Below are 22925 nucleotides of genomic sequence, written 5' to 3' on the forward strand. Positions count from 1 at the left end.
CCCAGCCGCGGGGGTGCCGCCCGGCACCGCACACGGAGAACGCGCAGAGGGAGGCGAATACGGAGACCACATATGAGGAAGACGGTCCCTTGAGTCCCTCGAGTCCCTGGAGGCGAGTACGGGCGTCGTACGTGTCGGTCGGTGAACGGCACCGCGCCGGCAGGGTGGCCCTGACAGACCCCCGGGAGGCCGGGGCCCTGCCTCCGGCCGGAGAACAGGTCCACGCTGAGGAACGTCACCCGTACTCATCTACCGCGGCCACCGGTTCCTCGCGGCCGGCCGCCCCAGCAGGAGCACAGCCCATGGACATCACCCACCGCACCGTCTTCATCGCCGGCGCCACCTCCGGCATCGGCCTCGAACTCGCGCGCCGCTTCGCCGCGGCCGGCAGCACCGTCATCATCGGCGGACGGCGCACCGACCTGCTCGACCGGCTCGCGGCCGAGGGGTTCGGCACCGTTCCCCTCGACGTGACCGACCAGGACAGCGTGGGCCGCGCCCGCGACACGGTCCTGGCCGGCCACTCCGATCTCGACACCGTCGTGACCATGTCCGGCGTCATGCTTCCCGAGGACCTGCGCGACCCCGCGCACTTCAGCGTCGCGGAGCGGACGGTCGACACCAACCTCCTCGGCACCATCCGCGTCGTCGACGCGTTCACCCCGCACCTGATCGGACGCGGCGCGGGCACCGTCGTCACGGTGACGTCGGGCATCGGGTTCCTGCCGTTCCCGCTCCTGCCGACCTACGCCGCCTCGAAGGCCGGCGTGCACGCCTACTCCGAGGCGCTGCGCGCCCAACTGGACGGCACCGGCGTCGAGGTCTGCGAACTCGTCCCCCCGGCGGTCGCCACCACGCCGGAGCAGGCACGGCTCAACCCCCGTGCGCTCGGGCTCGCGGAGTTCGCCACCGAGGTGATGGACCTGCTCCGCGGCGAGCCCACTCCGCGCGAGGTGCTCGTCGAGGGCGTCCTGATGCACCGGTGGGCCGAACGCGACGGAACCTACGAGGAGTTGGTCGCCCAGCGCTCGCAGGCGCTCGCGACGCTCCCGAGCCGCAGGTAATGCGGCCGGCAGCCGCCGACGAAGCGGCTCGGCAGCCGATGGTGCGCTCCGAATCTCCAAGGCGGACCAACGATCCGAATTCGCGGGAGGAGCTCGCCGGCCGGCCTCCCCCTCAGCGGATGGAGGCCAGCCAGGCCGCCGTGTCCCGGGGGCGGGCGAAGCGGCGGGTTTCGAGCGAGGCGAAGCGGGGGTCACGGAGGCGGAGCGCGATGTCGCGGCGGCGGGTCCTGTGCTGGGACCAGGACCACCAGACCGGGTGCTCCCGGCTCAGCCAGCCCACCCAGGTCTCCCTGTTGCCGCCGAAGACGACCTCGCGGGTGACGGTTCGCCGGACGGAACGGCGCAGCACGCGGGGCATGATGACGCGCCTGGTGTAGTCCAGCCATATCACCGTGTCGGCCCGGCCCCACAGCAGGTCGCGGACTTCCGGGTGGCCGAGGGAGTCGATGATCCAGCGCGACCCGGCGGTGACCCGTGCCACGTCTTCGACCAGCCTGTCGTTGACGGCCCGCCCCGGGCCGTTGAAGTACAGCGCGTCCATCTCGTGGTAGGGCAACCCCAGACGGCTGCCCAGGGCATGGGCGAGCGTGGACTTGCCCGCACCCGTGGCACCCACCACCAAGACCCGTTCCACGACTGCACCTTAACCCGCGCCGCCGCCTGACTCCTGCGCCGGACAGTGTCGCAGTCGGATCTGTCAGCCCGCCGCGACGAACGCGGGGCGGACAGATCGCATCACTGGGGCCTCCGGCTCCTCCCCCGGCCCGCACCCGTCCCGCCCGCTGCCGCCGGGCACCGCTCAGGCCGTGTGCGCGTACTGGTATGCCGGGTACGTCAGGTATCCGGCGTCGCCGCCCTGGTAGTACGTGGCCTCGTCGACGGGGGCGAGGGGGGCACCGGTGCGCAGGCGCTCGACCAGGTCGGGATTGGCGATGAAGCCGCGGCCGAAGCTGATGAGTTCGGCGCCCAGCCCGAGCCAGTGGTCGGCTTCGGCGCGGCCGGTCTGCTTGGGGCCCATGGGCAAGACGGGGTTCATGATGAGGGTGCCCGGCCACGTGCGGCGCAGGCCGACGAGAACGTCCTCGCCGACGGTGGCCTCCAGGTGGACGTACGCCACGTCGAGGCGGGCCAGTTCGGTCAGGAGCGCGGTGTAGAGCGCGGGGACCTCGCTCTCCTCGACTCCCCAGAATCTGCCGCCCGGGGAGAGGCGGATGCCGGTCCTGGCGGCGCCCACCGCGTCGACGGTCGCGGCGGCCGCCTCGACGGCGAACCGGATCCGATTGGTCACCGAGCCGCCGTAGCGGTCCGTGCGCAGGTTGGCGTTGGAGGAGAGGAACTGCGAGATCAGGTAGCCGTTGGCGCCGTGCAGTTCGACGCCGTCGAAGCCGGCCGCGACGGCGCGCCGGGCCGCCTCGGCGTACGCCCGGGCGTGCTCGGGCACTTCCGCGGTGTCCAGGGCGCGCGGGGTCGGCGCGGGCTGGGGACCGGTCGGAGTGAACACCTCGCCGACGGCGGGGACAGCAGACGGTCCGACCGGCCGCATGCCGGTCGTGTCGGGGTGCGAGACCCGTCCGCCGTGCATGATCTGGGCGAAGATCCGGCCGCCGTTGGTGTGCACGGCGGCGGTCACGGGACGCCAGGACGCGACCTGCTCTTCGGTGTGCAGTCCCGGCGTGCCCGGATTCGACTGACCGACGGGACTCGGCTGCACGCCCTCGGTCACGATCAGCCCCGCCGTGGCCCGCTGGGCGTAGTACGTCGCCATCGACGGTGTGGCCAGACCACCCGCGGCGGCCCGGACCCGCGTCATCGGGGCCATCACCACCCGGTTGGGCAGCGTCAGGTCCCCGAGCCGATAGCTGTCGAAAAGGGTTGTCACGTCAGGGCTCCATCGTGTTCTGCCGTACCCGGATCTCGGGCACGGCAGTTACGCTAAAACCTCACATCCATGTCAGAGGCAAGCTCTGCGCCGCAGGATTCCTGTGGCACAGGTCATATCCGGGAGGACGTATGCGGATCGGTGCACTCGCGTCGCGTACGGGGGTCAGCGTCAGATCCCTGCGTTACTACGAGGAGCAGGGGCTGCTCCGCAGCGCGCGCAGCCCCAGCGGGCAGCGGCACTACACGGAGGAGGATGTCGAACGGGTCGCGTTCATCCAGCGGCTGTACGCCGCGGGCCTCTCCAGCCGCACCATCATCGACCTGCTGCCGTGCGTCGACATGCCCAGCGAGGAGACCTCCGACGCCGCGCTGGAGCGGATGGCCCAGGAACGCGACCGGCTCTCCGAGCACATCACCGACCTGCTCCGCACCCGGGACGCGCTCGACACGCTGATGACCACGGCCCGGCAGTACCGGGAGTCATTGCGGTCGACGGCCGCCTGACAATCACCGGGGGGACGGAACGGGGAGGCGAGCCCGTCAGCCCGGGACCCCTTCCGTTTCCGTGTCGTCGCGGATCCGGGCATGGAGGTGTTCGTCGTGCCAGCCGTCGGCGTGGAGCAGCGCGCTGCGCATGGTCCCTTCCAGCGCGAAGCCGGCCGCTGTGGCGACGTGGCAGGAGGCCGTGTTGGCCACGGAGTGCGTGATGCGCAGGCGGTGCAGCCCCAGGCTGTCGAAGGCCCACCGGCTGACGGCCGCCGTGGCGTGTGCCATGACCCCGCGCCCGCGGCCGGCCGGCAGCAGCCAGTAGACGAACTCCCCGCTGCCGCCCCGCAGATCCAGGTCGGCGAGGCCGATCAGCCCCATCGGTACGTCGTCGTCCTCGGCCGCGACGGCCCAGACGGCGGCCTCCTCGTTCTCCCAGCGTTGCTCCCAGCGCGCGATCCGCTCGCGGGCCGCCGCCTCGGTGGTCAGTCGGCCGGGACGGTTCCAGTACTGGATGTCCGGGTCGAGACACGACCGTACGAGGACCGGCGCGTCGCCCTCCCGCCAGCGGCGCAGGCGCGTGCGCGGGTGCCCGGGGAGCGCGAGGTCCGGCTGCCGGCTCCGTCTCATCCGGCCGGGCGGCACCACAGGACCTGTCGGATCGATCACCAGGTCATCATGCCCACGGAAACGGCCGACCGGTACCTCTCCCTGCCCACCCACTGCCCGGTGCCTCCCCCTGCGCCCCCCCTGCCCCGACCGCACCGCAACCGTTTCCCTCTACCACGAGTAGAGGAAAGCGGTACAGTCGGAACATGGCAGCAGCAGACGAGACGAGCATCAAGGTGAGCACGGCCGCGCGGGACCGGCTGGCCCGGCTGGCCGCCGAGCACGGCACGACCATCCGGAGTCTGGTCGAGGAACTGGCACAGGGCACCCCGACCCAGGCCGAGTACGCCGAGCGCGCCGAGCTGGCCCGCGCCGAACTCGCCTCCGCCCTCGGCAGCACGCCGAGCCCCGAGGCCGAGGCGCGGGCCCGGGCCCTGCTGGAGCGTCTGGGAGCAGGCCCGCACAGCCCGCGGGCCGCCGCGTAGTGGCGGCGATCGCGGTCGTCCTGGACCACACCACCGCCACCGCCCTGTACGACCCGAAGGACCCGTTCAACGAGGCCGTCGCCGCGTTCTACGTGCAGGCCTCCGGCGGGCTCGGCAGCCTCTACGCGCCGGTGCTGTCGCTGACGGCCGGCGATGCCGAGCGGCCGGGCCTGTTCAGCTACATCAAGGGACTGCGGTTCATCCGGCTGGAGGCGTTCGACACCGACGCCGCCGTCACCGCCACCGAGCTCCTGCGCTTCGGCCACTCCTGGGCCACCGTCCACGCCATCCACGCCGCCCGGCCGTCGGCCGCCCACCCCACGGGCCGGTTCCTGCTGACCCTGACCCCGAAGGCGTACGCGGGCACCGGCGTGCAGGCGGTCCACCCCGGCGCGTGATCGCCGACCGGGACGTCACCAGCCGGGATAGCGGTTCCACCACTGCGGGTCCCACCCCCGGACGTACTCGCTGCCGCTGGGCGAGTCGTCGAGTTCCGTGACCAGGTCGCGGGCCAGCGTGTCGAGTACCCACGCCAGTTCGTGCCGAGCGACCAGGTCCACGGGCAGTGCCTCGGCCCCGTGGACCGCACCGAGCAGCGCGCCCGCCACGCAGGCGACGGAATCGCCGTCCGGCGCGCCCGCCGCGAACTCCAGGGCGGCACGGAACTCGGCACGCCCGGGGAAGGAGGCCGCCGTGTAGAGGCCGCCGAGCAGCGCCGAGGGCGCGGTGGCATCCGGTGCCAGGCGGACCAGCCGTGCCACGTCCCCAGGCTCCTCCTCCGCGTGCCGCAACACCGTCACGAGCCGACGGTGCTCGTCGCCGGTGATCGACCGGTCTACGGACGGCAGGTCCGCGACACCGGCGCGCAGTGCCGACCGGGCCGGCCCGCCGGGCCGGGAGGGCGGGCCGTTCTCCGCCGCCGGATGTGTCAGGCAGTGGTGCGCCAGTACGGCCGCGTGGACGCCGGCGGCTTGGGCGGCGGCGTCGCCGTGCGTGAGAGCGGCGACCGCGGCGGCCTGGGCGATGCCGCTGACCCCGGTGACCGCGATCGGAAGACCCCGGGTCAGGGCGTGACAGCCCCGGCTCGCGGTGGCCATCCGCTCGTAGCCTTCCTCGATCCGGGACAGGGCCGCCACCGTGGCGGGGGCACTGCCGCGCCGCTCGGCCAGGGCGGGCACGGCGGCGAGCCAGCCGTCCGGCCACGGTGTGCTGCCACTGCTCCACCAGCGGCGCCGCATCTTCGCCGTCTCGATGCCCTGCAGGAAGGCCCATCGGCAGTAGGCGTGCAGCACCACGCCCGGCGCGTGGCAGATGCCCTTGTGGTTTCCGCGGACCTGCGCGCGGATGATGCCCTCCGCGGTGAAGCAGGCCAGCTGCGTGCTGACCCCGGCCCGCAGCGGGCCACCAGCGGGCAGCCCGCCCCGTGCCGCGCCCAGGGTGTCCCCGAGCGCCAGGCCGAGCATCAGCCCGCGGACCCGGGACTGCCGTCCCAGCAGCTGCCTCTGGTGATCCTTCGCATGGGGCACGTCAGCGGGCCTTTCACAGATGTTCGGGCAGAGAAGTGTTCGGGCAGAGAAGTGTTCGGGCAGGGTAGCCGGTCTCATGACGCCTGCCCGGTGCGGCGGGAGGTCCGGCGCCGGTCGGCGGCCGTCTCCCGACGCCTTGGCGTCCCCGGCGCCTTGGCGTCCCCGACGCCTTGGGCTCCCCGAGAGGCACGTCCACGGCTCCGGCCGATGAGTTTCCCCGGGACGAGGAGTCTGCCCCCTGTCAGCTCTGATTTCTCACCTCTGATCCCTCATCCGCATCTGTCATCGCATCGTCGCCCGCACAGGAGGAGCACGTGGCCCAACTGCTGAGAGTCCAGAACTTCAACGTCTCGAGTGACGGCGTCGCCGCCGGGGAGGACCAGAGCTTCGAGCGGCCGTTCGGGCATGTCGATCCCGAGAGGCTGTTCGCCTGGGCCGGTGCCACGGCGAGCTGGCCCATGCGCACCGATCCCGGCGGCAGCCGGGGCCTCGACGACTACTTCACGCGCGACTACGCCCGCGACATCGGTGCGGAGATCATGGGCCGCAACAAGTTCGGGCCCCAGCGCGGGCCCTGGCAGGACCATGAGTGGCTCGGCTGGTGGGGGGACGAACCCCCGTTCCGTACGCCGGTGTTCGTCATGACCCACCACCCGCGCCCGTCGTTCACGCTCTCCGACACCACCTTCCACTTCGTCGACGGCGACCCGGCCTCGGTGCTCGCGCGGGCGCGCGAGGCGGCCCGGGGCAGGGACGTACGGCTCGGCGGCGGGGTCAGCACCATCCGGCAGTTCCTCGACGCCGGTCTCGTCGACACCCTGCACGTGGTGGTCTCGCCGGTGAAGCTCGGCTCCGGGCTGCGCCTGTGGGACTCGCCCGACGAACTGCTCGACCGGTACCACCTGGACGTGGTGCCCAGCCCGAGCGGCGTGACGCACCACCTGTTCTGGCGGAAGTGACCGGCGTTCCGGCGGAGTGACCGGCCGGCCGGACCGCCGCTCGTCCTGTACGAGGTCGCCGCGCAGCCGCTCGTACGCCACGAGGGCCGGGGCCGGGGCCGGCCGGCCCCGGCCCCGGGCGCCCGTACCTCGCTCGGTGCGCGCCGGGCGAAGAGACATCCCCGCGCAGTTCAGGTAGCGTATTTGCGGCCGGGAAGGTGGATCTTCCCGGCTCCTTCGCGCGGTGCGGCGGGGGGGACCTGATCGTGCGACGCGTGATGCGGCGGCGGTGCCGTCGCCGGGGGAAGTGAGCAACCCATGGCCATGGTGGGCCTGTTCTGGATCGCCGAGGGCGACGTGTACGTGGGCGCGAAGCCGTCCGGTCTGGCGCCCGGGGTCCGACTGACCCCCGAGGGGGTGATGGCCCTGGGTGACGGCCAGGCCGCCCTCCACCTGTGGGAGGACGTACGGGCGCTCACGGTCGCGGACGTCCCCGTGAAGTCCCTGATGCGGCAGGTCGGCGTGGTCAAGGACCTGGCCGTGGACACGGTGATGAACCTGGCGCTGTCCCTCCACCCCGGCCGGGCTGACGAGGCGCCCCCGATGATGACGGTGCGCGTGGAGTCGTCCGGCGGCGAGCACGAGCTGGCGGCCTACGTCGCCGCGGCCGTCGGCTACTCCGCGACCGAGGTCGACCTCTCCCGCGCCCTTCTCTCCCGCCTCACGGAGGGCGCCGCGACCATGGCCACGACGCTGGCGGCGATGTCGCAGTGGGGCCGCAGCCAGGCCAGCGGAACGCCGCGCGGCGCGGAGCGGGAGCGGTTGCTGCGGGAGTGGGCGGGCTAGATCCTGTCGCGGAAGTGCCGACCGGGCGGCACAACGATGTCTGATTGCCGCCAGCAAGGTCCTGCTGTGGCGCTGATGCTGACGACATGACGACGTCATCCGCTGAAGAGTCTGAGTCAGTGAGAGTGCTCACCGGCATGTACGCGGCTGAGGCGGAGTACCTGGCGGCAGGAGGACCTGGCGAGGCTCCGTTCGACCTGCTCGCCCCCTTCTTCGCGCCGGATGTCGAGCTGCATCAAGCGGATGCTCTGCCCTATGGAGGCACTTGGTGTGGGCACAGGGGCGTGACGCAGTTCTTCCTCGTGATGGGAGAGGTGTGGGAGTCGTTCGACATGGTGGAGCAGGAGTTTCTTGCCACTGGTGAGACTGCGGTCGTGCTCACACAGGTGCGTGCTCGCGCTCGCGCGACCGGCCGTGAACTCAGCTTCCCGCTTCTGCAGGCGATCACGGTCGAGGACGGGCTGATCACCAGGGTCCGCCCGTTCTACTGGGACACGCGGGCCATCGCCGACGCCTGCGCCGTGCCGACACCTATACCTATACCTACACCTACACCTACACCGGCAGACTGAGACTTGCAGACGTTACGGAGGGAGCCTCGGGCGACGCGTCCGCTCACGGACGGCATTTCGTTCTCCATCGAGCGCCGTAGGCGGCGCTCCACGGCCGAGTCCCGGGCCGGGCGCGGTGGACACCCACCCCACAAGGCCCGGGACATGGCTGATGTCAGCCAGCGTGTGACGTCACTCCTACGGCCGGTTCCCGCACACGTGTGACGTCACCCCGGCTACGGACGTCAGCGAACCTGGACCTTCACCACTTCCGACGTCCTCCACCGCTTGGGGTGGTGGTCGTGCGGGCCGGTCAGGCTGTACATCACCGCGCGGAACTCGAACGTGCGGTGGTGCCTGCTCTTCAGGTGGACCGTGGCCCGCGCGTCCTTGCCCGTGTCCCTGCCGACCGTGGCGCCGCACGCCACCTGGTGCCACGCTTGCCCGGCGGTGCGCTCCTGCAGACAAATCCGCTGGTAGACGGCGGCGTCGTCGGACCCGTGCGCGGAGACCGTGAAGGTCTTGCCCACGCCCGCCTTGTGCGGCGCGGTGATGTCGATGTCGCCCTTGGCGTGTGCGGGCACCGCGGCGAGCGCCAGCGAGACCAGCCCCAGCGCGCCGGTCACGGCCAGCCGGCGTCGGCTCAGCCCCTTGGCTTCGGTCTTCGTCGTCCTGGTCATGGACGTTCCCTTCCGTGGATCTCCCCCAAGTGACATCCACTGAACATGTGTCGTCGATCAGTCACTGTGTGGCGGGTGCGTGCTCAGCGGCTCTCATGAGCGTCCCCCGCGGCCCGCCAACCATCCAGATGGGCGGATCGCCCCACGGGTTGCGTCCGGCGAACACTGTTACGTTGTCACGTCTTCTTGACTGCCGTGACGATCACACCAAGTGCGAGGTCTTCCCCGTGCCCACCACCAAGGACGCCCGTGCGACCGCGATTGGGCCGGATCTGAACCACCTGGGCGGAGTCGTGGGTCTCGGCCCGCGGTGACCGCGCGGAACAGGGCCCGGCGCCGGCCGCCGCCGCGGCCCGCCGGAGACCGCTGTGCGCGGCGGGAACCCCCGTGGGGGCGGCGGCCGGGCGCGGCGTGCTCGGAGGGTCTGCGTCGGCCGCCGGTTGCGCGGGATTCGGGCAGACGTATCCGGTTTCCGGGACATGCGGCGCCGCGCGACAGCCCATGGGCGGGGCCGGCGCAAGCTTTTGTCCCGCCACTGGTCCACTCGGGCCTGCATGTGACACCGGGGTGCCCGCCCGGCCCCCCGGACCGGACGGGCACCTGCCCACCGCACGAACAGACACCGCGAGCCGTTCTTCGGCCTCTCGGTGGCGCGGGACGGTGCCGAGCAGTGCGCCCTCGCGTACGCGGGCGGAGAGATCCACGAGAGCGGGGAGGCACTGGGGGCGGTACGCCTCCTCGCTCTCGCTCTTCCCGCGGAGGGGTCCTCGGCGCCCGTCAACCGACCAGCCGCCGGCGCCAGTCGAGTGGGGTGACGTGAACGGCCTGGCCCGGGTCGCCGTTCCAGGCGGTGGGCAGGCCGGCGGTGTCGAGCGCGGCCACCACCTCGCGGCCGACCGCCGCTGTGGTCTCCTGCGAGCCGTCGAAGCCTCCGTACAGGAGCATCAGCCCGTGCCCGGCGGCGGCGGAGTCGGTGCACTGGGTGTGGAAATAGACGAAGCCGCGCGCACCCGGTGCCCCCTCGGCGCCGATCTCCGCGTTGCCGCAGGACCGGCAGCAGGTGAAGTTCTCCCGGGCGGTGATGCCGACGGCCTCCAGCGCGGTGAAGGCGCGGGTGAGTCGCTCGGGATCGGTCTCGCCCTGCCACGCGGCCTGTTCCGCGACGCGCTCCAGCCACATCCGGTCCGCCAGCGCCTGCGCCTGCTCGCGCGAGAGGGGCCGCCGGTCCTCGCTGACCAGATACTCCTCGGCCACCTCGGCCAGTTCGGCACGGGAGGCGTAGCCGCCGGCCAGCACCTCGCGGACGCGCTTCTCCACCTCTTCTCGCTCGTCCTCCTCGATGTCGAGCGGCGGCACCTCACGAACGGGGCCCATGTCCAGCGGCGACCAGGCCGGACCGGCATCCCCTCCGCACTCCTGGCGGGCCCAGCCGGTGATCGCCGCGGACACGGCCTCGGGCCTGTCGACCCGCGCCTGGAAGTGCCGGTCGGCGGCCCCGTCGCGGTGTTCCAGCGTGTAGTCACCACCGGCCTCGTGCCAGACCTGCGCGAAGACGTCGGGCAGGTCGGGTATCCGCTGGACCACGAGGAACCGGTCCCCGTCACCGCCGATGCGCCGGACCAGCAAGGCCAGTTGCCCGGCTGACGGTCGGACGTGCCGCTCCCCGTTCTCCGTCTTCACCACGATCTCAAGCATGCGCAGACTCTGACACACCCCTCTGACACACCCCTCTGGGAGCCTTCCGACGCACCCTGAGACACGCCGCTCCTCCCGGCTGCGCACCCGGCGGGCTGGGCGCCCGGCAGGTTGGGCGCCCGGCAGGTCACGGCTCCGACCGCAGTGCCTCCTGCCGCCGGCGGGTGCGCCGGTACCAGAACGCGGTGGCCGCGAGACAGACCAGGGCGGCCACGCCGATCGCTTGGCCCCGCAGGAGACCGGGCGGGCGGAAGCCACAGCTGACGGAGGTCGCCGTGCCGTCCAGGGGCACCGCGATCAGGCCCAGGTAGTTCTTGGCGGGGCGGGCGGGGCCGTCACCGGCCGCGCACGTCCAGCCCTGGATCCGCGGTATCGCGAGGACCGCGGTGCCGGTGCTGCCGGCCGGTATGCGGGCGGTGACGGAGTGCCCGCCGACGTGGACACCCGTGGCGCCCTCGGCGCTCAGGTGCCGTACGGCCTGTTCCAGACGGCTCGCGACCAGGCAGCCGACCGGCTGCTTCGGCAGGTCCAGCCACCCGGTGTGGCGCAGTTCGACCCGGACCTTCCCGGAGGCCGGGACGACGCCGATGTCCTGGAGAGGTGGCCGGACGGAGGGCAGCTTGCCGGTGAAGGCCACCGGGCGGCCGCCGTTCATGGTCGCCGTGCCGTTGAACGTCAGCGCCGACAGATAGGCCCGGCTGCCGGGCGTGCAGGTGGTGGAGACGGTGACCGCGCCCTTGCCGTGGCGGGTCTTGGTGGTGCGGGCCGGCGGGTCGTACACACGGGCGCCGAGCAGCATCTCCTGGTTGGCGAAGACGGACCCGCCGAAGCGCGCCGCGTTGTGCGACAGGCGCAGGTCCGGCCGGACGGTGACCAGTGGCGGTACGGCGGTGGTGGTGGCCCGTGGCACCTTGCCGCCCCCTCCCGACGGGTCCTGTACCAGGCGGATCCGGGTGCCGATGGAGAAGACGGCGTCGGTGACGGGGTTGTCCAGGCTCATCAGGCGGCGCCCCTTGGCGTAGTAGCCGTAGCCCAGCGCGTTGAGGGTGGTGTAGGTGGTCTGGGCGGTCAGGCTGCTGTAGTAGTTGCCGCCCTGTCCGCCGACCACCATGGGGGCGTTGCGGTCGGAGCCCGCGCCGGGATCGGTGCGCGAGCGCGGCCAGTCGTCCTCGGCGGTGACGAGGGCCGCCGTCTCCCGCACTTGACGGCCCAGCCGCGGCGACATGGACCTGTTCTGACGCTCCAGTTGCGAGACCCGCATCGCGGCCACCGCCGTCTCGCCCGCCTGGGCGGTCACCAGGAGGGCCACGGCCAGCACCGGCAGCACCCGGGCACTGTTCCGGAAGTTCCGCGAGCGGGGTGCGACGAGCACGGCGGCAGCGGCCAGCACACCGAGGAGCAGCGCGACGGCGAAGAGGGGGTACGACCACCGGTCGACGGCGTACGTGCCATGTGCCGCCAGTACCAGCGCGGCCAGGACCGCCAGGCCGGCGGCGAGCGCGGGCGGCCGGGGCAGCCCGTCGGCGGTGGACAGCCAGGCCGCGATCAGCAGCAGGCCGCACAGCACGAAGGCCTGGCGGTCGGTGACGCCGTTGGGCTCGGCGCCCGCGTGCCAGAGCAGATGGGTGGGCCGCCAGTGCAGCGAGAGCGCCACGAGGCAGATCGCGGCCGGCCAGCCGAACCGTGCCCGGGCGGGCAGGCGGCGGTTGAACGGCATGGTCAGCGCCAGTGCGAGCGCCGGGGTGCCGATGTACAGCGCGGGTGACTCCGTGCTGCTGGTGGCGGGCAGCAGCCGCGCGAAGACGTCCGGCCAGGTGGCCGGGGAGAAGATGACGGGCGGGGTGGGATGAGCGGCCTTGGTGGCCGAGTAGACCACCAGGACCAGCGGGGCGGCCAGCCCGACACCGATCAGGACGCTCCGGACGGCGTGCAGCACACCGGTCAGTACGCTTCGGACGGTGGGCAGCATGCCCGTCAGTGCGTTCCGGGCGGCGGGCAGCGCACCGGTCAGCCGCCGGCGGTTCTCGTCGTCGGTGAGCAGCCGTACGAGCAGCACGATGCCCGCGCCGATGGTGGCCATGTAGGCGGTGTAGAAGTTCGACACCCAGGCCAGTGCCACGACTACCGGCCCGAGCACCGGGCGCCGTCCCGTGCGCGCCCACTCACCGACCAGGCAGAGCAGCGGGAAGGCGAGCAGGCCGTCCAGCCACATCGGTACGTAGGTGCCGTTGTCCAGGGTCCAGCCGCACAGCGCGTACCCCGACCCCAGCACCGCCGCCACCGGCCACGGCCCGCGGCGCAGCCTCAGCAGCAGCACCGCCATCGCCGCCCCGGCCGCGGTGATCTTCGCCGTGCTGATGACGTAGAGGGCGAGTTCGACGTGGTCGGCCGGGAACAGCACCACCATCAGGTCGAAGGGGCTGCTCAAGTAGGTGCCGATGTCGGCGAGGAAGTCGGACCCGAAGCCGGAGTTCCAGTTCATGAACAGATCGCCGTCGGCGCCGCCGAGCAGCGCCTTGCGCCAGTAGGCGTGGAAGGGCACGTACTGCGTACCCATGTCGACGACGTTGCGGCTGTGCGGTCCCAGCGGGTAGCTCCCGGCGAGCAGGCTGCCCAGGCAGAACACCAGGCACGACAGCACGCCGGCGCCGAGGGCCGCGCGCAGCGGCACGCTGCCGCGTGACCAGGCCGCCAGCGTACGGAGCCGGGCGAGGACGCGGTCGGCACGGACGCGGCCGGCGCGGACGTCACCGGTCGCGGTGTCACCGGCGCCATCGGGTGCGGTGGGGCCGGGCCGGGGCCTGACAGGAGCGGGCACGATTCCTCCGGGGTCTGGGGCAGGCCGCCTCGTACGGGGGTGGGGACTGGGGACTGGGGGGCCGGCGTAGGCAAGCGGGTTCGGCCGCCCACCGACGACAGCCGCCGGTATTCCGACACCCGGCCCGGTCGTCAGTGGCATGACCCGGGCCGTTGGCCACGGGCCACGGTCGTGGGTGACATGACCGGGCGCGAATGGGCGGCCCCGGTCGTGAGTGACATGAGCGGGCCCGAGTGGGCGGCCCCGGTCGTAAGTGGCATGCCCGGGCCCGAGTCGCCGGGTCGGCCGCAAGCGGCATGCCCGGGACGCGAGTTGCCTGGTCGGCTGCAAGTGACATGACCGGGGCGCGAGTTGCCTGGTCGGCCGCAAGTGGCATGCCCGGGACGCGGGTTACCGTCCCGGGCGTCAGTGTCGGGACGCCGTCTCGCGCCGGCCGCGGGAGAGCACCTGCCGCACCAGGGGTGCGCGCCGTTTCCGACCGCCGGGCAGATCCAGTTCGGTCAGCCGCTCGGTGCCGAAGTACGCGGCGTGCGCCCCGTCCCGGTCGGCGCCCGGGTCTGCGGTGACCCGCGCCAGCAGCTGTTCGGCACCGGTGCGCAGCCAGGGGTACCGGGCGGACTGCATGCAGTACCCGACCGCCTGGAGCAGCGGCTGGAGGGTGGGCGGGGCTTCGGGCCGCTGTGGAGTCGCCCCGGCTTCGAGGTCGGGGACGACGTGGTCGACGATCACCAGTGGTACGCGGTTGCTGTTCTCGTAGGGTGTCAGCTGGTGCAGCACCGTCCTGGTACCGACGCGGGCGGTGGGGATGCCGTAGTACGCCGCCGCGGTGAGCATCGCGGTGGAGAAGCAGCCGACCACCAGTTCCAGCGGCAGGCGGGCGTAGAAGACCTCGGCGAGCAGCGTTCCGCCGAGTGTCGTCAGCCGTACCCCGGCTGTGGCGGCCTCGCGCTGGAGGGCTTCGCTGTAGCGGTCGGGTGCGGTGGGGTGCGGTTTGAAGGCGACCGAGCGGTGACCGGCCGCGGCGGCGGCGCGCAGCATCCGCACGTGCAGGTGCTCTTCCTCCTCGGCGGTGAGGATGTCCAGCGCCGCCAGGTACTGGCCGAGCAGCAGCGCGGTGGGCGCCGCCTCGGCCGCCCGCGCCGGCTCCGGGTCGCCTGCGGCGGCCAGGGACAGTTCGGACAGCACGGCGCGGAAGGCGTCGTGCGGGACGAGTTCGGGTTCGACGCCGAACTCGGAGAGCAGCAGCGGGCGCAGTCCCGGCACCAGGTCCAGGTGAAGCAGCCGTTGGACGCGGACCGCGACGGAGTGCGGCGGCTCGTCGCGGGTCGGTCCGTAGCTCATCAGGCCGTCGGCGTACACGTGCACCGCAGCGCCGGCGAACACGGCGGCGAGGCTGCGGGCCGGGCTGACCTGGATCGACTCCACGACGAGCGTCACCGCTCCGGTGCCGAGCGCCCACCTGGTGCGCAGTACCCGCTCCCACAGGGGCGCGTCGTCCGGGCGCGGCTGCCAGCCGGCCGGGTGGTGCGGGGCGATGGCCTCGTTCCAGTCCTCGACCTGGTCGAAGCGGGCGGCGATCTCCTGGAAGCCCGTCATGTCGGACAGGCGCGGCGCCACCTCGGGGACGGCCGCGTTGTTGGTGAGCAGCAGCACGCGCCGGGCCTGGGCGGCGGGACCGAACTGGCCGGCGTCCAGGGCCGCGGCCAGCGTCGCGGCGCCGTACAGCGTGGACGCCTGGAAGATCTGCACCGGTCGCGGCCGGGGCCCGGTCCCGGTTCGGGACCGGTCGGCGGAGTCGGGGGTGCTCACGGGGCGCGGGGCGGGGCCGGCGGCGGCCGTGGTGCTCGGTGTGCGGAAGACCGGGGGCCCGACCACCGCGGGGGCTGTGCGGCCCGGGTGGGCCTCCCCCGCGTCGCGCAGGCGACGCAGCAGCGTGCCGCGGGCGGGGTCCATCGTCGCGAGGGTCTCGTCGAGGACGTCCTGGGGTATACGGTGCAACGCTGCCGTCGACTCGGCCTTGAGCCGCCTGGCCACCGAACTCTCGTACTGGTCGGCCTTGTTCATGTGGAAGGCGATCATCGCGCAATAGGTGCGGACCGCCTTCGGCATGAAACGGTCGCCCTCCGGATCGGCGGCCACTTCCCGCAGGACGGTGTCATAGGCGGGGATGAAATCCAGCTGGCGGGTGTCGGAGATCTGGGTGAGCGATGTTTCCACGCCCCGCCGGTAGAACGCCCCGTGCAGTCCGAGCGCCGCGTAACTGCGGGCCCGCAGGTGCAGCCGCCACACCCACAGGCGGTCCTCGGCGGTCCGCAGCCGCGTCTCGAACCTGCCCTCGCCGTCTGCGAAGAGCCGGGAACTGTAGACGCCGAACGGAACGAAGGGGTAGTCCACCATGGTGGCCATGTGGGCGGGCGCGATGCCGTCGCGCGGGTCCATCACGACGTCCCGCCGCGGGGCGGGGGCGTACCGGATCTGCCGCTTGCGGCCGGTGGCCAGCACGTGGTCGGTGCGGGCGAAGTCGCAGTCGAGGCGCGATATGCGGTCCACCATGGCGCGCAGGTGGCCGGGAGCGTACCAGTCGTCCCCGTCCAGGAACGTCACGTAGTCGCCGCTCGCCTCGTCCAGTCCGGTGTTGCGGGCCTGGGCCACACCTTGGTTGGTCTCGTGGTGGATCGCCCGCGCGTTCGGCAGCGTGCCGATCATGTCCTCGATGATCTGCCCGGTGCGGTCGGTCGAGCAGTCGTCGATGAGCAGGAACTCGAACTCGGGGTCCGCGTTGACAGCCAGACTGCGCACCGTTTCCGCGACATATGCCTCGACATTGTGGCACGGGACGATGACGGAAAGTGTGGACATGTGCGGGTCCCCCCGGGGATTTTCATTCCAAGATCCCGCGCATGCTATCCGTCTCCGAAGTCTTTCCATGGCCTGTAAGTGAACGGCCATGGACCCGACGGTGAACAGTGCTGAAGCCGTGGCAAGTGGGCGGTGGTCGAGGCGGGCTGACGTCACGCCTCGGCCCCGGCCAGTGGCGTGCCGATGGCGATCTGACGATCAAGCGTCCGCACAACGGCCGATGGTCACGCGGTGGCCGTTGCCGGCCCCGCGGATGCTCTGGGGCCCGGCGGGGCCCGGTCTCGCCGGTCGCTCCGGCCTGGGAGACAGGGAGGCCGCCACTCAAGCAGGACGTCCACGAAGGGGAAGCCGGTGCGTCACGCAGGAGTCCGCGGCGAGGGCACCTCGGACTTTGACAAGGTGATCGCGCCGGACGACGTCGCCGGACCCGAGTAGCCGGTGAGGCCGTCCAGCGGGACGCCGCGGGCGAGAACAGGCGACGCCCGGTCCACCGGCCCCGAGCCGCGCCAGGTGCGCGAACCGGCCCAGCACGCAAGGCCCGGTTCCGGCATCCAGTGGCTTCGTCGGGCCAAGGACCCTCACCTTCACGTCACGGCTCCAGTCCGGCCGGCCACCGGGCGGCCGGGCGGCGGCGGCGCAGCGCGGTCGGTGGGGCACGTCACGGCCGGCTCTGTGTCCGGAACAAATTCCAGCGCCCATGAATGCGGCGCCCCGGCGTCGGAGAAGGAAACGGGAAACGACATCGATCTCCTTGTCCGCCCGGAGGACTTGCCGCACCCTTTCCTACGGCGGCAACTCGCCCGGACGGTCAGGTGTTTGGAGGTTTCCGTGCCGCAGCCGTCCATCGAGTTCGGCGAGGAACTGAGGAAGCGGCGACTGGCGGCGGGGCTGAGCCTTACGGCCTTGTCCGCAGCCGTGCATTACAGCAAGGCCCAGTTGAGCAAAGTCGAGCGAGGCCTCAAGACGCCCAGCCGGGACCTCGTCCGACTGTGCGACGCCGCCCTCGGTGCCGACGGAGCTCTGACCGCCCTGGTCCCCCGGACCGCTGCCGCCACACCCGCCGGACCAGCACTGGGCCACGTCGACGAGGAGGACTGGGTCATGCAGTTGTCACCGGACGGCCCGAACCGATTCCAGCCCGTGGGCCGGCGGGAGGTGATGGGGGCCGGCGTCGCGTCTGTGATGGCCTGGCGGTCGGACGGGGCCCCGCCCTCCCCCGCCGCGGGCGCCGGCATGCTGGAGGCCTCCCGCTCACTGTTCACGCATTACCGGAAGCTGGGCCAGACCGTGGACCCCGGTCTGCTCCTGCCCGTCCTGATCGCCCAGACGCACACGCTGCGGGAGCTGTCCGCACAGACCGACACCGGGACACGTAGGCAACTGCTGACCCTCGGCGCCCGGTACGCCGAGTACGTCGGCTGGCTGGTGCAGGAAACCGGGGACGAACGCGCGGCACTGTGGTGGACGCAGCGCGCGGTCGATCTGGCGGCTGCCGGCGGCGACCCGGCACTGGCAGGCTACGCCCTGGTCCGCAGAGCACTGGTCACGCTCTACCGGGACGACGCCGAGCAGACGATCGCCCTGGCCCGCCGCGCACAGAGCGGCACACTGCCACCACGCATCCGCGGGCTGGCCGCACAGCGCGAGGCGCAAGGGTACGCGCTCGCGGGTGATCCCCGTGCCTGTCTGCACGCCTTGGACCGCGCTCGTGCGCTCCTCACCCGCCAGGACAAGGACTCCGACGAGCCGGTGATCGGCACCATGCACCTTCCCGACCCGGTCGGCATGGTCACCGGGTGGTGCCTGGTCGACCTCGGCCGACCGCGGCAGGCAGCCGAGGAACTCGACCGGCAACTCGCCCTGGTCGGCCAGGACGCGGTGCGTACACAGGTGCGGTACGGCGTGCGACGTGCGCTCGCCTATGCGTCGGCCGGCGAGATCGACCACGCATGCGCGCTGACGGCACCGCTGCTCGACAGTGCGGCGGCAGTGCGCTCAGCGACCGTCACATCCGATCTACGACGCCTGGCCCGGGTCCTCGCCCGCCATTCGGATCACCCTTCGGTACTCCGACTGGGGCCACGGCTCGGCACGTTGGCACATCTGTCCACTTCCTGAGGGAGGCGCCACCATGCACGAGGTATTCATCAACTACCGCACCGGCGACGGGGAGAAGACCGCCGCCCTGCTAGACCAGGAGTTGTCCCGCCGCTTCGGCCCGCAGCACATCTTCCGCGCGTCGAAGTCCATCCCTCCCGGCGAGGCGTATCCCGAGAAACTGCTGGCCGCGCTGCGGGGCAGCGCCCTTCTCCTGGCCGTCGTCGGGCCGGACTGGACGAACTCCCGGACCCGGCTGAACGACCCGGAGGACTGGGTGCGCAGGGAGATCGAGGAGGCGTTCGCCTGCGAGGTTCCGGTCGTTCCCGTCCTGGACGGCCGGAAGACGAACCGGCTGAACAAGGCCCATCTGCCGAGGGAACTGGCCCGGCTCGCCGACCTCCAGTCCGTCCCGTTCGACACCCACGACACCGCGGCGGGTGTCGGACGCATCGGCGACCTGGTGGCTGAGATGGTCCCCGGCCTGCGCGACCTGAGCAAGGACGAAGCGGCCCCGCGGGCCCAGGACACCGTGACCAACTCGATCGGCGACGTGAGCGGGACGGCCGTGCAGAGCCGTGACTTCACCGGAGACGTCGGCGGTACCGTCATCAAGGGCTCGCACGGCCCGGTGCACACGGGCCATGGTCACATCTACCAGAACTCCCGCCATGTGTCGGGCGGTCGGCACATCTCGGGCGACGGCATGACCTACTTCGAAGGCGACCACCACGGCAACATCCAGCACCGGTTCGGTGAGCCGGACGAGCGGGAGGACGACGGCCGGTGAGCCCGTACACCAGCACACGAGTGGAGAACCTGCAGGGCGTCACACACACGGGCTCGGGCGACATCTATGTGGGCGCGCACTCACCGGAGTCCGACAGGCCGACCTTCCGGCGAATCGCCGAGGACGAACTCCGCTGGCTACGCCGTGCGTTGGTCGCCCCGGAAAACATGGGAAAGGCTCGCGCCACGCTCGCGGACACCGGCACCGTCATTCTCGACGGCACGCCGGGCAGCGGCCGAACCGCCGCGGCTCGGGTGCTCCTGCGCGAGTACCACCAGGCAGGCGGTGTCTTCCATGAACTGCTGCCGGACGAGGAGGACGAGCTGCCTCTTCATGATCCGGCTCTGGTCGAGAACGGCGACCAGCTGCTGCTGGACCTGTCCGCCGCCGACGACACACAGTGGTCCACGGCACGGGCCGGCCTCTCCGCCCTCCGTAGGACCGTCCATGAACAGGACGCACACCTCGTGGTCGTCATGCCACACGACGCCACCCTCGACCCCGGTCTCCAGCACTGCCGGGTCGAGATCGGACCGCCCGACGGCCGGCACGTTCTCAGGCGGCACCTGCGCCTGCACGGCCTGCCGTACGAGCACTACATGCGGCACGACGTCAGCGTCGAGGAGTTCCTGGACGAGCCGAGGCCGATGCGGGAGATCGCGGACTTCGCGGACCTGGTGCGCCGTGCCCGGGAATCCGCTCGGCCCGACGAGGGGTTCGCACAGTGGTGTCTGGCGGCCACGAGAGCGCGCAACGACCGGCGGCGGGAGGTCGCCAGACTCGTCGCCGGGCTGCGCGAGGCACCTCAACGGGCCCTGCTGATCGCCGTTTCCCTGCTCCACGGGGCGCACGCCGACGTCATCCACTGTGCCGCCCGCCTCTTGCTGGGCACGGTCGATCCCTCCCCGGAAGAGGTCCCGCTGCTCCGGCACAAGGACCTGGCCCAGCGACTCGACGAGGTATCCGCCCGTACCGGACCGGACGGACACGTGCGTTTCACGGAGCTGGCTCTCGACTCTGCCGTCCGCGCACACTTCTGGGACCACATGCCCGACCTGCGGCCCCACCTCGGTACTTGGGCCGCCGACGTCGTGAGTTCGACCGAGCCGCACGTCACCCGTGCCGTCCGGGACGATCTGGTGACCCGTCTCGCCGGTCAGTACCTGCGGACCGGCCGCGCGGAGGGGCTGGCGTCACTCGCCGAACGGTGGAGTTCCGGAGCGGCGAGCAGGACGCGGCTGGAAGCCGCAGCTGTGCTGGCGCTCGCCTGTGGGCTCAATGATCCGGCGCACGGCAGGGAGTTCCGCGAACGTATCTACCAGTGGTGTGCCTACCGGCGCCTCACGGAACACTTCGCGCAGGTCCTCGTCCAGGTCTGCGCGGATGTCCTCGCAGCCAGTCACCCGGACCAGGCTCTGCTCAGGCTGTACTACCTGGCCCGGCGGGAACGCGGCACCACACGCGCCCTGCAAGCCGTGAAGGTTCTGGTGGTCGGCAGTCGCCGACTGCGCCGACGACTCCTCGACCGGCTCGCGCGCTCCGCCTTGTCGCCGTCCGACCTCGAGATCTTCCTCGGCGTCTGCGATCCAGAGCCGCTGACGGACCCTTCCGGCAGCCCACGCGCGCTGGTGGAGGAGTCCGGTGTCCAACGCTCCCTGACCACGTGCTGGCAGGCGGTGCTGGCCGACCTGCCGCGCCCGACGTGGCAACCACAGGCGGAACACTGGCTCCACTGGGCGGCGGAGGACGCCGGAGGCCTCCGGGACGTTCTGCTCGACCTGCTCGTCGGTGCGGCCGAACGGTGTGGGGACGGACGGGGCGAGGCCTTCGCCGCGCTGTACGCGAGTGCCCGCGAAGCCGAGCGCACCGCCCCCGGCGCCCCCACACGCAGCGCCGAAGCCACCGAACTGCTACTCCACAAGATCAGCGTGGCGCAGGGCATCGGCCCGGCCACCCCACCACCGGCATCAGCCAGGGGGACGCGACCGTGACGACCGCACGAAAGACGACAGCCGTCTTCCTCACCATCCTGTGCGGCCTGCTGCTGACCATCGTAGGCCTGACACAACGGTGGCCCGCATGGATGTGGCCGGCCCTTGCGGTGCTCCTCCTCCTCGTCCCCGCAGCCGCCTTCCGGATCGCCTCGTCGTGCCGCGGCCCGATACCGGCCGGCTTCGAGGAACAACTCACGGCTCCCCCGGTGGAGCGCACGGAGTGCCGTGTCAGCCAAGTGGCGCTGCCGAGCCTCTGGGACGACTACGACTTCGTCTTCTCGGCGACCGTACGGTGGTATCCCGTCGAATCACCCGCCGTCTCCTCCGTCCTCAACCCGGCGGGCCTGGCCGTCGAGGCCGTCCTGAACCGGGCCCGCGCCATCACCGAGAAACGTGAGCCGGGCCAGGTCTCGATCGTGCGGCACGAGCTCGGCGGCAACCTCAGCCGTATGCTTCTCGACCCCGCGGGGCACCTCCAGGCCATGGCGGAGGACATCAGCCTCACCTTGCTCGAACAGGACCAGCAGCGTTTGGACAGGCTCGCCGAAGTCCGCAAGGACAAGGCGGTGTGGGAACACCAACGCACCTACGAGCAGAGCAGGCGCCAGTACCTGGGCGAGGACGTGCTCAAGGACACGGGGAGCGCCGTAGTCTGGTGGCTCGCCAAGAACGACGAACATGTGGAGAGGACGGTGGCGGACCTCTCCCTGCTCGCGCAACTCACGTCGGCGGCCAACGACACCGACATCCCCGAGCGGCTTCAGACCCTCCTGCCAGGGCAGTTGGGCGAGCCGACTGCTGCGGAGCACCCGCAGGAGGACTGCGCTTCCGCTCCCCCTGGACGCACAGCCGCAGACCATCTCTTCGGTTTCTTCGACGCCTTGGGCTTCCCCGAGGGGGACGCCAGGCGAGCAATGGTGGCCAGGCAGTTCTCCCACGTCATCAAACAGCAGAACCGCCACGAGTCGGCCGAGGACCTGCTACGCCGATTCGACCCGCCGACGACCTCCGCCCCCGACGGTGAGGAGTCACCTCCCCCCGCCGGCGCTCCCGACAGGTCATCCGGCGTCGCGGCCGATTCGGAGGGCAACCATGGACAGTGAATTGGCCACACTCGCGGCGTCGGGGGCAACCACCTTGGTCTCCCTCATGGTCACAGACTCATGGACGCACGCTCGCGAACTCGTAAGACGACTGCTGGCACGGACCGGTTCGGGCCCCGCTGCGCTGGCCGACCTGGACGACGCAAGGAACCGCCTGCTCACCGCCGAAGCCGCGCAGGGCGAGCAGGCCGCCTCCGACGTCACGGCCCAGTGGCAGGCGCAGTTGCGCCGGCTCGTCGCGGCCGGACAGGCCACCGGAGACGACCTGCGCGCTCTGCTCACCTCCCTGCGACAGCTGTCCGACGCATCGGCTGCGCGGGGCGACACCACGCACAACCACATCAGCGGTGGCGTCCAGCACGGCCCCGTCATCCAAACGGGCCGCATCAGTGAACTCACCTTCCCCACCCACCGGTCCTCGGACCGCGCCGAGGGTGGAGGAAGGGCAGGACACCGAACGGGCCGAGCAGCAGAGCCCGACGGGTGAACCGTTCCAGCTGCTC

The 22925-nt window shown here is 71.8% G+C and carries 20 protein-coding genes and 1 pseudogene; 12 read left to right on the forward strand and 9 right to left on the reverse strand.

Annotated features, from left to right (window positions below):
* Nucleotides 1-302 precede the first annotated feature (302 nt).
* Nucleotides 303-1064 (forward strand): SDR family oxidoreductase, encoded by a 762-nt coding sequence (locus ACFC02_RS18615; protein ID WP_376357925.1) that lies wholly within the window; start codon nt 303-305, stop codon nt 1062-1064.
* Nucleotides 1065-1176: 112 nt separating this feature from the next.
* Here ACFC02_RS18615 and ACFC02_RS18620 read toward each other — a convergent pair whose 3' ends face one another.
* Nucleotides 1177-1698 carry an adenylate kinase gene (locus ACFC02_RS18620; RefSeq protein WP_376357927.1) on the reverse strand — a complete coding sequence of 174 codons (522 nt, stop codon included), beginning with the start codon at nt 1696-1698 and terminating at the stop codon, nt 1177-1179.
* 165 nt (nt 1699-1863) lie between these two features.
* On the reverse strand, nt 1864-2943 hold the full coding sequence (locus ACFC02_RS18625; protein WP_376357930.1) for an alkene reductase: 1080 nt from the start codon (nt 2941-2943) through the stop codon (nt 1864-1866).
* Between the two features lie 131 nt (nt 2944-3074).
* Here ACFC02_RS18625 and ACFC02_RS18630 point away from each other — a divergent pair, with 131 nt between their 5' ends.
* Nucleotides 3075-3449, forward strand: coding sequence for a MerR family transcriptional regulator (locus tag ACFC02_RS18630; RefSeq protein WP_360968136.1), 375 nt, complete (start codon nt 3075-3077; stop codon nt 3447-3449).
* 36 nt (nt 3450-3485) lie between these two features.
* Here the strand turns inward: ACFC02_RS18630 and ACFC02_RS18635 are convergent, their stop codons facing one another.
* Nucleotides 3486-4100 (reverse strand): GNAT family N-acetyltransferase, encoded by a 615-nt coding sequence (locus tag ACFC02_RS18635; protein WP_376357933.1) that lies wholly within the window; start codon nt 4098-4100, stop codon nt 3486-3488.
* A 146-nt stretch (nt 4101-4246) separates the two neighbouring features.
* Here ACFC02_RS18635 and ACFC02_RS18640 point away from each other — a divergent pair, with 146 nt between their 5' ends.
* Entirely contained in the window at nt 4247-4525 is a 279-nt protein-coding gene (locus tag ACFC02_RS18640; RefSeq protein WP_360968131.1) for a hypothetical protein, read from the forward strand.
* Entirely contained in the window at nt 4525-4923 is a 399-nt protein-coding gene (locus ACFC02_RS18645; RefSeq protein ID WP_360968129.1) for a hypothetical protein, read from the forward strand. Before ACFC02_RS18640 ends, ACFC02_RS18645 begins: the two co-directional genes overlap by 1 nt.
* A gap of 15 nt (nt 4924-4938) precedes the next feature.
* On the opposite strand, the gene ACFC02_RS18650 is transcribed toward ACFC02_RS18645, so the two are convergent.
* The gene (locus ACFC02_RS18650) at nt 4939-6051 is read right to left on the reverse strand and encodes an ADP-ribosylglycohydrolase family protein (protein ID WP_376357938.1); all 1113 of its coding nucleotides are present in this window, start codon (nt 6049-6051) and stop codon (nt 4939-4941) included.
* A gap of 314 nt (nt 6052-6365) precedes the next feature.
* Between ACFC02_RS18650 and ACFC02_RS18655 the strand changes: the two genes are divergently transcribed.
* From ACFC02_RS18655 to ACFC02_RS18665, 3 genes are all read left to right on the forward strand, one after another.
* Entirely contained in the window at nt 6366-7010 is a 645-nt protein-coding gene (locus ACFC02_RS18655; RefSeq protein ID WP_376357940.1) for a dihydrofolate reductase family protein, read from the forward strand.
* A 297-nt stretch (nt 7011-7307) separates the two neighbouring features.
* Nucleotides 7308-7835: a hypothetical protein gene (locus ACFC02_RS18660; RefSeq protein ID WP_376357943.1), complete on the forward strand. Its 528-nt coding sequence runs from the start codon at nt 7308-7310 to the stop codon at nt 7833-7835.
* Between the two features lie 86 nt (nt 7836-7921).
* Nucleotides 7922-8407 (forward strand): nuclear transport factor 2 family protein, encoded by a 486-nt coding sequence (locus ACFC02_RS18665; RefSeq protein ID WP_376357946.1) that lies wholly within the window; start codon nt 7922-7924, stop codon nt 8405-8407.
* A 224-nt stretch (nt 8408-8631) separates the two neighbouring features.
* Here the strand turns inward: ACFC02_RS18665 and ACFC02_RS18670 are convergent, their stop codons facing one another.
* The 5 genes and pseudogenes from ACFC02_RS18670 to ACFC02_RS18690 form a co-directional block, all read right to left on the reverse strand.
* Nucleotides 8632-9066: a hypothetical protein gene (locus ACFC02_RS18670; RefSeq protein ID WP_376357949.1), complete on the reverse strand. Its 435-nt coding sequence runs from the start codon at nt 9064-9066 to the stop codon at nt 8632-8634.
* A gap of 777 nt (nt 9067-9843) precedes the next feature.
* The gene (locus ACFC02_RS18675; protein WP_376357951.1) at nt 9844-10761 is read right to left on the reverse strand and encodes a DUF6891 domain-containing protein; all 918 of its coding nucleotides are present in this window, start codon (nt 10759-10761) and stop codon (nt 9844-9846) included.
* A gap of 127 nt (nt 10762-10888) precedes the next feature.
* Nucleotides 10889-13579 carry a YfhO family protein gene (locus tag ACFC02_RS18680; RefSeq protein ID WP_376357954.1) on the reverse strand — a complete coding sequence of 897 codons (2691 nt, stop codon included), beginning with the start codon at nt 13577-13579 and terminating at the stop codon, nt 10889-10891.
* A gap of 405 nt (nt 13580-13984) precedes the next feature.
* The gene (locus ACFC02_RS18685; protein ID WP_376358006.1) at nt 13985-15388 is read right to left on the reverse strand and encodes a polysialyltransferase family glycosyltransferase; all 1404 of its coding nucleotides are present in this window, start codon (nt 15386-15388) and stop codon (nt 13985-13987) included.
* Nucleotides 15389-16093: 705 nt separating this feature from the next.
* Nucleotides 16094-16528, reverse strand: a pseudogene (locus ACFC02_RS18690) (glycosyltransferase family 2 protein); the annotation flags it as partial.
* A 738-nt stretch (nt 16529-17266) separates the two neighbouring features.
* Between ACFC02_RS18690 and ACFC02_RS18695 the strand changes: the two are divergent.
* The 5 genes from ACFC02_RS18695 to ACFC02_RS18715 are packed head-to-tail and all read left to right on the forward strand — an operon-like array spanning nt 17267 to nt 22909.
* On the forward strand, nt 17267-18556 hold the full coding sequence (locus tag ACFC02_RS18695; protein ID WP_376357957.1) for a helix-turn-helix domain-containing protein: 1290 nt from the start codon (nt 17267-17269) through the stop codon (nt 18554-18556).
* A gap of 13 nt (nt 18557-18569) precedes the next feature.
* A complete protein-coding gene (locus tag ACFC02_RS18700) occupies nt 18570-19325 on the forward strand; it encodes a TIR domain-containing protein (protein ID WP_376357961.1) in 756 nt (251 codons plus the stop codon).
* Entirely contained in the window at nt 19322-21316 is a 1995-nt protein-coding gene (locus ACFC02_RS18705; RefSeq protein ID WP_376357964.1) for a hypothetical protein, read from the forward strand. Before ACFC02_RS18700 ends, ACFC02_RS18705 begins: the two co-directional genes overlap by 4 nt.
* Nucleotides 21313-22422 carry a hypothetical protein gene (locus ACFC02_RS18710; RefSeq protein WP_376357967.1) on the forward strand — a complete coding sequence of 370 codons (1110 nt, stop codon included), beginning with the start codon at nt 21313-21315 and terminating at the stop codon, nt 22420-22422. Before ACFC02_RS18705 ends, ACFC02_RS18710 begins: the two co-directional genes overlap by 4 nt.
* Nucleotides 22423-22468: 46 nt before the next feature.
* Nucleotides 22469-22909: a hypothetical protein gene (locus ACFC02_RS18715; protein ID WP_376357970.1), complete on the forward strand. Its 441-nt coding sequence runs from the start codon at nt 22469-22471 to the stop codon at nt 22907-22909.
* The last annotated feature ends 16 nt before the right edge of the window (nt 22910-22925 follow it).

The sequence above is a fragment of the Streptomyces sp. NPDC056160 genome (genome assembly GCF_042268205.1).
GTDB lineage: Bacteria > Actinomycetota > Actinomycetes > Streptomycetales > Streptomycetaceae > Streptomyces.

Bases quoted from the DNA above. Each gene is read 5' to 3' on its own strand.
- ACFC02_RS18615 (WP_376357925.1), top strand. From the start codon at position 303: ATGGACATCACCCACCGCACCGTCTTCATCGCCGGCGCCACCTCCGGC.
- ACFC02_RS18630 (WP_360968136.1), top strand. From the start codon at position 3,075: ATGCGGATCGGTGCACTCGCGTCGCGTACGGGGGTCAGCGTCAGATCC.
- ACFC02_RS18640 (WP_360968131.1), top strand. From the start codon at position 4,247: ATGGCAGCAGCAGACGAGACGAGCATCAAGGTGAGCACGGCCGCGCGG.
- ACFC02_RS18660 (WP_376357943.1), top strand. From the start codon at position 7,308: ATGGCCATGGTGGGCCTGTTCTGGATCGCCGAGGGCGACGTGTACGTG.
- ACFC02_RS18665 (WP_376357946.1), top strand. From the start codon at position 7,922: ATGACGACGTCATCCGCTGAAGAGTCTGAGTCAGTGAGAGTGCTCACC.
- ACFC02_RS18670 (WP_376357949.1), bottom strand. From the start codon at position 9,066: ATGACCAGGACGACGAAGACCGAAGCCAAGGGGCTGAGCCGACGCCGG.
- ACFC02_RS18675 (WP_376357951.1), bottom strand. From the start codon at position 10,761: ATGCTTGAGATCGTGGTGAAGACGGAGAACGGGGAGCGGCACGTCCGA.
- ACFC02_RS18700 (WP_376357961.1), top strand. From the start codon at position 18,570: ATGCACGAGGTATTCATCAACTACCGCACCGGCGACGGGGAGAAGACC.
- ACFC02_RS18715 (WP_376357970.1), top strand. From the start codon at position 22,469: ATGGTCACAGACTCATGGACGCACGCTCGCGAACTCGTAAGACGACTG.